General features: G+C 41.5%; 9 protein-coding genes. 8 read left to right on the top strand and 1 reads right to left on the bottom strand.

The window, feature by feature from the left end; genetic code table 11:
- Positions 1 to 380 precede the first annotated feature (380 nt).
- From FC093_RS02235 to FC093_RS24335, 4 genes are all read left to right on the top strand, one after another.
- A complete protein-coding gene (locus tag FC093_RS02235; protein ID WP_137260097.1) occupies positions 381 to 1,535 on the top strand; it encodes a Gfo/Idh/MocA family protein in 1,155 nt (384 codons plus the stop codon).
- A 44-nt stretch (positions 1,536 to 1,579) separates the two neighbouring features.
- Positions 1,580 to 2,377: a 3-keto-disaccharide hydrolase gene (locus FC093_RS02240; protein WP_137260098.1), complete on the top strand. Its 798-nt coding sequence runs from the start codon at positions 1,580 to 1,582 to the stop codon at positions 2,375 to 2,377.
- Between the two features lie 257 nt (positions 2,378 to 2,634).
- Positions 2,635 to 3,063: a TaqI-like C-terminal specificity domain-containing protein gene (locus FC093_RS24500; protein ID WP_394347964.1), complete on the top strand. Its 429-nt coding sequence runs from the start codon at positions 2,635 to 2,637 to the stop codon at positions 3,061 to 3,063.
- Positions 3,064 to 3,154: 91 nt separating this feature from the next.
- Positions 3,155 to 3,283 carry a hypothetical protein gene (locus FC093_RS24335; RefSeq protein ID WP_262711008.1) on the top strand — a complete coding sequence of 43 codons (129 nt, stop codon included), beginning with the start codon at positions 3,155 to 3,157 and terminating at the stop codon, positions 3,281 to 3,283.
- Between the two features lie 36 nt (positions 3,284 to 3,319).
- Here FC093_RS24335 and FC093_RS02250 read toward each other — a convergent pair whose 3' ends face one another.
- The gene (locus FC093_RS02250; RefSeq protein WP_137260099.1) at positions 3,320 to 3,505 is read right to left on the bottom strand and encodes a hypothetical protein; all 186 of its coding nucleotides are present in this window, start codon (positions 3,503 to 3,505) and stop codon (positions 3,320 to 3,322) included.
- A 234-nt stretch (positions 3,506 to 3,739) separates the two neighbouring features.
- On the opposite strand from FC093_RS02250, the gene FC093_RS02255 reads away from it, so the two are divergent.
- The 4 genes from FC093_RS02255 to FC093_RS02270 all read left to right on the top strand — a co-directional run bounded on the left by FC093_RS02255 (position 3,740) and on the right by FC093_RS02270 (position 13,313).
- The gene (locus FC093_RS02255; protein WP_137260100.1) at positions 3,740 to 7,093 is read left to right on the top strand and encodes a glycosyl hydrolase; all 3,354 of its coding nucleotides are present in this window, start codon (positions 3,740 to 3,742) and stop codon (positions 7,091 to 7,093) included.
- A 390-nt stretch (positions 7,094 to 7,483) separates the two neighbouring features.
- Positions 7,484 to 9,001 (top strand): sulfatase family protein, encoded by a 1,518-nt coding sequence (locus FC093_RS02260; RefSeq protein ID WP_137260101.1) that lies wholly within the window; start codon positions 7,484 to 7,486, stop codon positions 8,999 to 9,001.
- 304 nt (positions 9,002 to 9,305) lie between these two features.
- Positions 9,306 to 10,043: a GntR family transcriptional regulator gene (locus FC093_RS02265; protein ID WP_137260102.1), complete on the top strand. Its 738-nt coding sequence runs from the start codon at positions 9,306 to 9,308 to the stop codon at positions 10,041 to 10,043.
- A 156-nt stretch (positions 10,044 to 10,199) separates the two neighbouring features.
- Positions 10,200 to 13,313 carry a SusC/RagA family TonB-linked outer membrane protein gene (locus tag FC093_RS02270; protein ID WP_170970968.1) on the top strand — a complete coding sequence of 1,038 codons (3,114 nt, stop codon included), beginning with the start codon at positions 10,200 to 10,202 and terminating at the stop codon, positions 13,311 to 13,313.
- Positions 13,314 to 13,321: the final 8 nt, after the last annotated feature.

Consider the following 13,321-nt stretch of genomic DNA (forward strand, 5'->3'; position numbering starts at 1 on the left):
AATGATAAACTTTATTATAAACATCAATTAACCTATTAATAATGATTTACGGCTATCCACAGACTGCTTCACTTAAGCTCACAGTGACGATGTTGCTTTACTTTCAAGCATAAAACGCAGGTTTCAAACACTGGTGCTTTAAATCCTGCCATCGTTTATGCCCTACAAAAGGGTGGTTTTTTTGAACAGAATAGCTGGTTGTAATACCAGCTTCTTTTAAAAGAACAGATAATTACGGGCAGGAAAACTAAAGCTCCAAAGATTTGCTGGTGAACGAAATGCAATGCAAGGCCGATGCTATAAAAACTTATACTGGCATTATAAAATCTATAATTGATTATTACGGAAAAACTTTTTTCAAGCAATATAAAATTTGAAAAATGGCAAAAAAGAAAGAACTGAGAATTGGATTAATAGGAACAGGATTTATGGGAAGAACACATTCCAACGGTTATAACCGGGTTGGCAATTTTTTTCCTAAACTTGAGTATAAGCCTGTTTTAAAAACCGTGTGTTCCCGAACGGAAGATAAAGTACGGGCTTTTGCAGAACAATGGGGATATGAATCGGTGGAAACAGACTGGAAAGCAGTAATTGCACGGAATGATATTGATGCAGTGGACATTTGTACGCCCAACGATATGCATGCCGAAATTGCAATAGCGGCGGCAGAGGCAGGAAAAATGGTGCTGTGCGAAAAACCGCTTGCCCGTACGTTGGATGAAGCAAAAGCTATGGTAGAAGCTGTTGAGAAAGCAGGCGTTAGTAATACGGTTTGGTATAACTATCGCAGGATTCCGGCTGTTACTTTAGCAAAACAGATTGTTGCTTCGGGTAAGCTTGGAAAAATATTTCATTATCGCGCTAATTTTCTGCAGGACTGGACAATTAATGCAAACCTTCCGCAAGGAGGCGAAGGATTATGGCGAATGGATGCAGATGTTGCGGGTTCCGGCGTTACCGGTGATCTGCTTGCCCATTGTATAGATACAGCTATGTGGATGAATGGTGCTATTAAAGATGTAGCTGCTGTTACAGAAACATTTGTAAAAGAGCGGGTACATCAGTTAACAGGAAAGGTGCAAAAAGTAAGCATTGATGATGCCTGTATTTTTCATTGTCATTTTGAAAATGGTTCGCTGGGGTTGTTTGAATCTACCCGTTATGCCCGTGGCCACAAAGCTTTATATACGTTTGAAATAAATGGCGAAAACGCTTCTATCCGCTGGGATCTGCACGATTTAAACCGCCTCGAATTTTTTGATAATGCGGATGCTTCCAATGTAAAAGGATGGCGCTCTATTCATGTTACAGATGGCGATCAGCCGTATATGGATAAATGGTGGGTACCTGGTCTTGGTATTGGTTATGAACATTCATTTATTCACCAGGTGGCAGATTTTCTCAAAAGCTTAGAAACAGGAGAACCTTGCGAACCCACTTTTAAAACGGCACTGGAAACGCAAAAGGTTTGCGAGGCGGTGCTTGAGGCAGCAGCTTCCGGTTGCTGGAAGGATACCGGTGTGGATCTCTAAAATGATTTTTTACAGGAATATTTATCATTCATAAAAAACAAAAAATGCTACAAAAAATCAATTTCAAACTCACTTTGTTGTGGGTTATAACGGGCCTTTTTATAGCTACAGGATGCAATAATTCTGAAGGTGCCAGTTCTGATTCCAATAAAGAGAGTGCTGATAGCAGTTCTAATAGCGATGGTTTTGTGCAGCTATTTGATGGCAAAACGCTGGCAGGCTGGAAAGGAGATACCGCTGTATGGCGTGTTGAGGATGGCACGATCATAGGCGAAATTACACCTGCATCAACACCCCTTAAGACCAATACTTTTCTTATTTGGGAGGGCGGTACACCGTCTGATTTTGAACTTACCTGGGAGTATAGAATTTCCCCAAAAGGAAACAGTGGCGTTCAGTATAGGAGCGAAGAAGTACAGGATGTGCCATACGCGCTAAGAGGCTATCAGTTTGACATTGACGGAGCTAATACTTATACAGGTCAAAATTATGAAGAGCGGGCAAGGGCTATTATAGCATTCCGTGGGCAAAAAGTAACACTCCCGGCGGTAACAGAACCTGTAAATGTACTTGCAAAAAATAATGTATGGTCGCCTTCCGTAGTAACAGATTCTTTAGGTAGCCAGGATTCTTTAAAAGCACAAATTCATGATGGATGGAATAGTTGCCGCATTGTGGCAAAAGGTAATCATCTGCAGCACTATGTGAATGACGTGTTGATGTGCGACGTAACAGACAATGATACTACCAATAGGAAAATGAAAGGTCTATTAGGATTACAAGTGCATGTTATGCCTACTATGAAAGTAGAGTACAGAAATATACGGTTGAAGGAGGAGTAAAAGGTTATAAAATGCCCAATGCAAAGCTGTTGTATTCGGGGTTTATTGAGGCGGATGCAGTTGGTTGCTGAGACTATTAATAAAGATAAACAATTGCTGCTACAACTCCGCAGGAGCAACACATTAATAGAAAGAAATAGTTATACATAAACAAGCTCCATCGGGAACGGTACGTTAGTAATAAAAATGTATCGCTCCGATGGGGCTTGTTTTATTTTGATGTGTTTGGCGGCTGCTAATATATTGCTCTTACAGAGTTGCATTTCATTCACAAATCGGCGAGTTGGGAAAAATATTTTAAGAGCAAACATATTTTGTGTAGAGAGATACTTGGAGAAAATTTTGTTTGCACTTATATAGAGGAGAACTTCAAAATTGACAGAAGTTTGTACATCGCTCTACATTGCAACTCAGACTTCGATTGCAAATATGTTTCAGCAATACTTGCCTTTTATTTTCGATATACGAATAATGAGTTTGATACTTTATTCTCTAAAATGAGAGTTGCTGAATTTAAAAGATTACCAATAAAATTATTGCATCTTAAAGATCAACGACCATTTATTCAGAAAGCAGATATAATACTTGGCAAGAATAAAGAACTCAATCAACTATCTCAACAATTCACTCATTTACTTCAAACCAAATTTTCCGCACTCAACATCAACAATAAATTGCAATCCTGATATTCCTTGTTACCTAATGAATTTTTAAAAGAACCTGACAAATAAAAAATAAAACTTTCCTTATCCGAACAGCAGGAATAGCTGCAATACTTTGAAGAACAAAAAAGCTGCCGATATTCAACACCTCATTGAAGAAACTGACACCACAATTAATGCAATGGTGTACCAATGGTACGGCTTAACAGAGAAAGAAATCAAATTGGTAAAAGGGGTGAAGTAACGGCGAAGAACCTTTGCACAGTATCTTCCAATGGTCTCACGACTGCGTTGTACCATGTCCTTTCTTTATGGCTGACTGGCTCTGCTGCTTTAGTCGCTCTACTTGTGCACTGGCTTCTTGCAGCGATACCGGCGGCTCTTCTTGTTGTTTCATCAATGGGTTCAAAACTGCATGTTCGTTCTTCACCCAGGAATCGTCTAAATATTCGCGAATAGTATTCATCTATTCTATACTTAATTTTTTTATTTTTCTACCTCCATATTGAATATTAAAACTGCAGCTTTTTTGCAGCAAACCCAAAACGTGCAATTCCATTGCGTATTTTATACGCCATCATACCAGTTCATAACAGTTGGCAATTTGCATACTCTAATTTAGAGCGATAAACAGTTTATTGAGCGTACGCTTAAGCTCATTGCTTACACCCAACACAACAAAATTAAATTGCTTGTTATAATGAAGAAAATTACCATTCTTTCAGCGGCATTATTAGCATCCACTGCTTTATTTGCCCAGCCGCAACAGCCTGCACCAAACGACAGCTTGTATCAACATTTTACCACGCCACCCAGCTCTGCCAAGCCGCGTGTATGGTGGCACTGGATGCAGGGAAATATTACCAAAGACGGCATCCGTAAAGATTTGATGTGGATGCATCACTCCGGTATTGGCGGCTTTCAAAACTTTGATGCCAACCTGGCAACACCACAAGTAGTTGAAAAACGATTGGTATACATGACGCCGGAATGGAAAGATGCCTACCGTTTTATGGCCAAGATTACCGACTCTTTGCATTTGGAAATGGGCATTGCCGGATCGCCTGGCTGGAGCGAAAGTGGCGGCCCATGGGTGCAACCACAAGATGGTATGAAGAAAGTGGTATGGACAGAAACCCGTGTACGAGGCGGTGCTACCAACATTACTGTACCAAAGCCGTCGGGTATAACCGGCCCTTTTCAAAACATACCGAAGCAGCCGGAATTTGGAATGAGTAATGCAACAGAAGAAGTGCCCGGTTTTTACAAAGACATCGCTGTAATTGCTTATAAATTGCCGGATGCAGATAAAGCCTTAAGCGAATTAGGTGCGGTGGTTACTTCCAGTGGCGGTAACTTCAATGTGCAGCAATTAACCGATGGAGATTTGGCAAAAACAACGTTGTTACCAACTGATACTGTTAAAGGTTTTGCCTGGATACAATTCGCCTTTCCGCAGCCGCAAACTATCCAATCTATAACAATGGTAGGCGGTGGCAATGCCGGCAATTTTGGTTTTGGTGGTGATGCTAAAGATGCCCGCACATTAGAAGCGAGTGATGATGGTACTAATTTCAAAGCCATTTGCACAATTCCCATCGGCGCCATATTGCAGCAAACCATCAATATTCCGGTAACAACTGCAAAATATTTCAGGGTTACGGTAAAAAATCCACCACCAATCATAGACTTAACGGCTATGTTTATGGGCACTAAACCTGCGCCGCCCAAGCCTTCTCCCGGAACGGAGATAGCAGAAATAGTGCTGCACCCGATAGCACGTGTAAATATGTTTGAAGAAAAAGATGCGTTTGCACCTGCCACAGCATTATACCAAAAAGCAACTGCACCTGCCAACGATGTGGTGAATACAACAGATGTTGTTGATCTTGCTAATAAGCTAAACGCAGATGGTACACTCAACTGGTCGGCTCCTGCAGGCAACTGGAATATTGTACGTTTTGGATATTCATTAACCGGTATTACTAACCATCCTGCTACACCAGAGGCAACCGGTTTGGAAGTAGATAAATTAGACCCGGTGGCAGTTAAAAATTATTTTACTACTTACTTAGATAGTTATAAAGATGCTACCGGTGGTTTGATGGGCAGCAAAGGTGGATTGCAATACCTGGTAACAGATAGCTGGGAAGCTGGTGCACAAAACTGGACGCCCAACATGCTACAGGAATTTCAAAAGCGTCGCGGTTATAGTATGCTGCCCTGGATGCCCGTACTCACAGGACATGTAGTAAAAAGTGCAGAAGCCAGCGAGCAATTTTTATGGGATTTTAGAAAAACATTGAGTGATTTGGTTGCCGAATATCATTACGATGCACTAACCAATATATTAGCACAGTATGGCATGAAGCGTTATACCGAATCGCACGAAAGTGGTCGTGCCCTCATTGCCGATGGTATGGAAGTAAAGCGAAAAGCCGCTGTACCAATGTCTGCCATGTGGACGCCTAACTTAATGATGAACGGCGGCGACCAAACTGGTTATCAGGCAGATGACCGCGAATCGGCATCGGTAGCGCATATCTACGGACAAAACCTCGCAGCCGCTGAATCCATGACTGCTTTTGGATTAGGTGGCGCTGCTTATTCTTATGCCCCTGAAAACCTAAAGCCTACAGCAGATTTGGAATTTGCCAGCGGTATCAACCGCTTTATGATTCACTCTACGGTGCATCAGCCGGTAGATGATAAAATTCCCGGCTTGAGCCTTGGGCCATTCGGTCAGTGGTTTAACAGGCATGAAACCTGGGCAGATAATGCAAAAACATGGACTACCTATCTTGCACGTACATCTTATATGCTGCAGCAAGGTAAGTTTGCGGCTGATATTGTGTATTATTATGGTGAGGATAATAATATCACTGCTTTATTTGGCAAAAAATTACCGGATATTCCCGAAGGTTATAATTACGATTTTATTAATGCCGATGCATTGGTGAATTTATTATCGGTTAAAGACGGTAAACTGGTTACACCCAGCGGAATGAGTTATCAGGTGTTGGTGTTGGATAGTAATGCACGCAAAATGTCGTTACCGGTTTTGCGTAAGATAAGAGACCTCGTAAAAGCAGGTGCAGCCATTGCCGGTATGAAGCCGGAAAGTGATCCTAGCCTTGCAGATGATTCAACCGAATTTCACAACATTGTAAATGAAATCTGGAATAGCAACAATGCAAAAGTGCTTACCGGCAAAATGTTGAGTGAAGTAATGCCTGCATTGAATGTTCAACCTGATTTTGTTTATACTAAGCCAGATCAAAATATCAAACTATTGTATGTACATCGTAAGCTAAATGATGGTGATTTGTACTGGGTAAACAACCGCAGTAATAATGCAACAACTATTGAAGCCTCCTTCCGCGTAACAGGTAAGGCACCTCAAATATGGCATCCGGAAACGGGTGAAACTGAAGATGCTTCTTACACGATTGCCAATGGTATTACCAAAGTGGCATTGCCATTAACGCCCAACGATGCAGTGTTTGTGGTATTTAGAAATAATACTACCAATACTTCCTTTACAGTGCCACCCACGACAGAAAAAGAATTAGCTACTGTGGAAGGTAGTTGGAATGTTGCCTTTCAACCTAATCGTGGTGCACCTGGCAATGCAACATTCGATAAGCTAATTTCATACACGGATAACACGGATGCAGGCATCAAATATTTCTCCGGTATAGCTACTTATACCAAAACCATTGATGCGCCCGCAAGCTGGTTTAGCAACAAGGAGCAACTATGGCTGGATTTGGGCGATGTAAAAAATCTGGCAGAAGTAATTGTGAACGGAAAGTCACTAGGTGTTATCTGGAAACATCCTTTTAAAGCAGATATAACAAGTGCCTTGAAACAGGGTGCAAATAAAGTAGAGATAAAAGTCACCAATCTATGGGTCAACCGTATTATTGGTGATGCACAACCAGGTGTTACTAACAAGATTACTTATACTTCCATGCCGTTTTATCAGGCTAATTCACCTTTGTTGCCCTCAGGGTTGTTGGGACCGGTGAAGATTGTATCGGTAACCAGATAATCAGTAGCGCTTAAATTAAGTTGGTACTGCTCGTCACTATGCAAATAGCGCCGCCAAGTTGTAAAGATAATTTATTTCTTAAGGGCGGTATTTGCACAGTGACGAGTAGTTTGCATTTTTAATATAATGGAGAAACGAAAGCTGCATTTCCGGAAAGACGGGTGTGTAATGGCGAACTAATATCACTGGAAAAAGCGGATATTTTAATGGTAAATGCTATGTGAATAGGACATAAAGCTATTATACTTGAGTATAGAAACGGAGCAGTAATAAAAACCGGAGTAGAAAAATAAACTACTGTAACGAAATAAATTGATTGTAATAGCCGATTTCAGTATTTTGTACTTAATATAAAAGTGAATACCGGTGCAGGAATAAAACAATTGACTTATGAAGAATAATATTCTGTTCAGCTTGCTTTTTTTCTCCCAGCTCTTATGTATCAGCGTACATGCTCAGCAACAGGGTAAATCTCAAATTCAGAATCTTGTTTTAAGTAAAATCGGAGGCGTACAACCCCGGAATGTCATTTTCATTTTAACCGATGATCATCGTTATGATTTTATGGGTTTTACCGGCAGGTTGCCGTGGCTTAAAACACCTAACATGGACCGCTTATATCATGAGGGTGCCTGGTTTAAAAACGCTTTTGTCACTACTTCTTTATGCTCACCCAGCAGGGCGTCTATTCTTACAGGCGCATACTCGCATGTGCACACCATTGTTGATAATGCAGCACCCGAACCACCCGGCAATATTTATTTTCCCCAATACCTGCAAAAAGCAGGTTATCAAACGGCTTTTTTTGGTAAATGGCACATGGGCGAAGAAACTGCATCAGACAATCCACGGCCGGGCTTCAGCCATTGGGAAAGCTTTAAAGGACAAGGCATTTACTACAATCCTACCCTCAATATTGATGGCAGGCAGGTGCACTATAGCGATTCTACTTACATCACCTATTTGCTTACTGAGCATGCTATTGACTGGCTGAAAAATAGAGACAAATCCAAGCCTTTCTTTGTGTACTTATCGCACAAAGCCGTACATGCTCCAATGACACCTGCCAGGCGCCATGCAGGTATGTATAAAAATCAACCATATCTCAAACCACCCACCTATTACCAAACCCTTTCGGATGATTACAAAAAGCTGAATTGGCCGGAATGGGTAAAGCAGCAGCGCTATAGCTGGCATGGCGTGGATTATATGTATCATACGCACCAGGACATTGAAGAACTGGTACAAACCTATTGCGAAACCCTCATGGGGGTAGATGAAAGCATTGGTGCAGTGATGGACTATTTAAAGAGTGAGGGACTGGATAAAAGCACACTGGTTATCTATATGGGTGATAATGGTTTTAGCTTTGGGGAGCATGGTTTAATTGATAAACGGCATTTTTATGAAGAGTCAGTAAAAGTTCCTTTTTTAGTGTATTGTCCGGAGATTTTTAGCGGCGGCAAAACCATTACCAAAATGGTACAAAATGTTGATGTAGCACCAACTATATTATCTGCTGCCGGCCTGCAACCACCTGCCACTATGCCCGGCAAATCGTTTATACCACTGCTAAAAGGAGACTCTACCAACTGGCGAAACAAAATATTTTACGAGTACTATTGGGAGTACGATTTTCCGATGACACCAACGGTGTTTGGCGTGCGTACAGATAAATTCAAATACATCCGCTACTATGGTATTTGGGATACTAATGAATTGTATGATTTGGAAAACGATCCTGATGAAACCACCAATCTTATTTATAAACCTGAATATGCCGATACAGCAAAAAAAATGGCTAATGAATTGTACGATTGGCTAGGACAAACCGGTGGAATGCAAATCCCTTTGAAACGGGTTGTAAGACCACCTTTTGGCGATTACCGGCATCGGGGAATGTATTGAGATGAATGGTAAATGGTAAGTGAAATTAAAAAGTACAGTAAAATCAAAGCTAATTGCGTTCCACTCGTCAATGGCTTATTAAGTAAAGAAAAGAAGTGTAAAAAATTATAGCCTTGTACAGGTGGCTGCTCAAGTATTGCCACGGCATATCCGGGTGTAAAAGAGCAGCTTCTTTACCTCCATTAATTACAACAATCCGGCACCGCTATTTTACAGAAAAAATATTTTGTTCAAATGTATGAACATATTGATAGAACTACTATTTTTACTGTATGTATGAACATATGTACATACTACACTAACGATGGAAGAAGCCTTTGTAATTGACCATAGAAGTGCATTGCCATTACATTTACAGGTAGAAGAAATACTGAGAAAACTGATAGAGCAGCCTGAATATCAAAACGGTAAGCTGCTTCCTAATGAAGTGCATATTGCACAACGGCTTGGTATTTCAAGAAACACAGTGAGGCAGGCTACCAACAAACTGGTGTATGAGCAATTACTCGTAAGAAAGAAAGGCGTAGGTACTAAAGTGGCAAAAAACAACATTGCCACCAAGCTGAACAAATGGACAAGCTTTACGCACGAAATGGACGAAAAAGGGGTTTCTTTTAAGAATTATGCTATTAAAGTAAGTAAAGTGTTGCCCGACAAGGAAATACGGCAACTCTTCAATATTGCAGAAGGTGTAAAAGTAGTAAAACTGGAACGATTAAGGGGATTGGAAAAAGGGCCGATCGTATATTTTATTTCTTATTTCCATCCAAGAACAGAACTTACAGAAGACGAAGATTATACTAAGCCGCTGTATGAAAAACTGGAGCAGGAACACCATATAGCGGTTGCAATCTCAAAAGAGGGTATCAGTGCCATACTGGCTAATAAAAAGCTTGCTGACAAGCTGAATATAGCCGTTGGCGACCCAATACTGTTTCGTAAACGAGTGGTATGCGACCCCGGAGACCGGCCCATAGAATATAATTTGGGTTATTACCGGGCAGATAGTTTTACCTACACAATTGATATAGCACGGGATTGAGGAAATGCGGAGAACGTTGCTTGTGGGTGGGAATTCGAAATATTTATACGCTACATTCACCTTTCATCAACATTCGCTACTCACCAATCATAAATGCCATTAATAAGTTGGTTTTTGCCAACAACTGATTGCTTATTAACGATTAATTTTTTGCCAATGAAATACTGTACAAAACTAATTGCTGCCTGCATTTTTATTATTGCCTTATGCTACTCACAGCAATTACTGGCACAGGCTGCGGGAAGAACAATAACCGGAAAAATAACTTCCCCCTCCGGCGATATACTAACTGGTGCAAGCATTAGTATAAAAGGTACTTCCACTACTGCCATAACCAACGAAAAAGGGGAGTTTACCATTACTGTTCCCGACAACAAAGCCGTGTTGGTTATATCGCATGTAGGCTATAAACTAAAGGAAATCCCTGTAAAAAATCAATCCTATTTAACGATTACGCTGGAAAGTGAAAGCAACGAGTTGTCGCAGGTAGTGGTAATTGGTTATGGGGCTGTAAAGAAAAGTGATCTTACTGGCTCGGTAGTATCAGTTAAAGGCGATGAAATAAAAGCGGTGCCCGTTACTTCTTTCGACCAGGCTTTGCAGGGCAGGGCAGCCGGTGTGCAGGTAACGCAAACCAGTGGCAAGCCCGGCGCGGAACCATCCATACGCATCCGCGGTACTACGTCTATCAATGCCGGCAACGAGCCGCTGTATGTGATTGATGGCATGCTGGTAAGCAGCGATGGCGGCGATATGACTACCGGCGTTACGCTGGGTCCGCGTATTGGTGCGCTGGCAGCTATCAACCCAAATGATATAGAGTCTATTGAAATTTTAAAAGATGCTTCTGCTACGGCTATCTATGGATCGAGAGGTGCAAACGGCGTGGTAATTATTACTACCAAACGCGGTAAAGCGGGCACCGGCACCGTAAGTGTAGATGCTTATTACGGGCAGCAGGAAGTAGCGCACAAGCTCGATTTATTAAACGCTGCACAGTTTGCTACTCTGGTAAACGATGCCAAGCTTAATGCGGGCGCAACGCCGGTGTATGTCAATCCCAAAAACTTAGGTGCGGGCACCGATTGGCAGGGCGAATTATTCAGAACTGCGCCAATGGCAAATTATCAATTAACCTTTTCGGGCGGTGACGAAAAAACAAAATATGCTATATCCGGCGGCTACTTCAACCAGGATGGCATTATTATCAATTCGAACTTTAAAAGATATTCTTTCAGAACCAATTTCGACAGGGAAATCAATAAAAAATTAACCGTAGGTAATAGCATCAGCTATGCAAGAATTGCTTCAACAGGTGTATTGACAAATGCTGGTACGATTGTGCCCGGCGTGGTAAGTGCAGCCATATTGTTTAATCCGGTATTGCCGGTATATGATTCTACCGTAAAAGGCGGTTATACTTTTGAAAATGACAGGGGAAAAATATTAGGCAATCCTATTGCCGATGCCAAAGAATACAACTCTTACACTACCAGTTCCCGGATATTGGGCAATGTGTATGCACGGTATAAAATTTTGGAAAGTCTGGAGTTTAGAACCTCCTTTGGTATTGATGGTTTTACGCAAAAAGAGAACTCATTTGGACCTAACTTTTTAAAACGTACACAAGCCAGCCAGGGCGAGGCTTCTATTAGTACGGTGCAGGGTTTAACATGGCTAAACGAAAACACACTTACATTCAATAAAACCATTAAAGAAAAGCATGTATTGAATGCTGTTGCAGGTTTTACCGTACAACAATTTCACAACGAAAGTTTGTTTGCCTATGCGTTTGATTTCCCTGACGACAGAACAGGTTACCATAATATTGCAGCCGGTTTAAAGCCACAAAAACCTTCCAATAATGAATCGCAATGGAGCCTCGTTTCTTTTCTTGGCAGAGTAAATTATTCCCTCGAAGATAAGTACCTTTTTACCCTGACCGGTCGTGCAGATGGAAGTTCCAAATTTGCCGCTGGTAATAAATATGGTTTCTTTCCATCGGGTGCATTTGCCTGGCGCGTTTCTAAAGAAGACTTCCTGAAAAATGCAAAAGCAATCTCCGATCTGAAATTCAGGATAAGCTATGGTGTTATCGGCAACCAGGCTATTCCGCCTTACCAGTCACTGGCATTGGTTGGTCCTTATGGTGAAGGGGTGTTTAATAGTTCCAATGGCAGTGAAGTATATACCGGTTTGGAGCCATTAAGCTATGTAAATAAAAACCTGAAATGGGAAAGTACAAAGCAAACAGATGTGGGCGTGGATATTTCGCTGTTCAATGCGCGGCTGAATGCTACAGTGGATTATTACCAGAAAAAGACATTTGACCTCTTGCTTTCTACGCCTATTCCTACTACATCAGGCTTTAGCACTACGTTGCTGAATGTGGGGAATATATCGAATAAAGGATGGGATTTTGATGTGCGTTCTATTAACACAACAGGTGCTTTGCGGTGGAGTACAGCAGTGAATGTATCGGTAAATAAAAATGTAGTTACCAACCTCAATACAGAGACCGATATATTATTGCTTGGTGGCAGTTTATTGAGAACCGGCTTGCCTATCGGAACTTTTTACGGGTATATTTTCGATGGTATTTTTCAGAGTGATGAAGAAGCCGCTAAAAGTCCGGTGCTGATTGGGCAGGAAGCCTCTTCTGCTAATCCTGCTGCACGGGCAAAAGCCGGTGATAGGAAGTACCGCGATATAAACAATGATGGAAAAATAGATGCTAATGACCGCACGATTCTGGGCAGTGCGCAGCCCAGGTTTACCTGGGGTTTCAGCAACAACTTGTCTTATAAAGGACTTGAATTGAGCTTCTTTTTTCAGGGTTCGCAGGGCAATAAAATGGCTAATTTCAACAACTACGACCTGCTGAATTTTACCGGGCAAAATAATGTATTGGCAGAAGCCGGCTTAAACAGGTGGACACCCGAAAATGGCAGCAAGCAATATCCGCGTGCATTATCATCCGGCAGCCTCGATGTAGGTATTTTCTCCTCGGCTATTGTAGAAGATGCTTCTTACATAAGATTGAAAAATGTAACGCTTGGTTACAATCTTCCATCCAAATGGCTGCGTAAAGCCGGCATCAGCAATCTCAGGATTTATGCAGGTGCCACCAACATCTGGACACTTACCGATTATACCGGCTTTGACCCCGAAGCCAACACGTATGGACAAAGCACTACGCTGATTGGCATTGACCAGGGTGGTTATCCACAGGCAAAAACATATACGGTGGGTGTTAGTTTGGGATTATAAATTATAAC

It is taken from the genome of Ilyomonas limi, from assembly GCF_005233845.1.
Lineage (GTDB): Bacteria > Bacteroidota > Bacteroidia > Chitinophagales > Chitinophagaceae > Ilyomonas > Ilyomonas limi.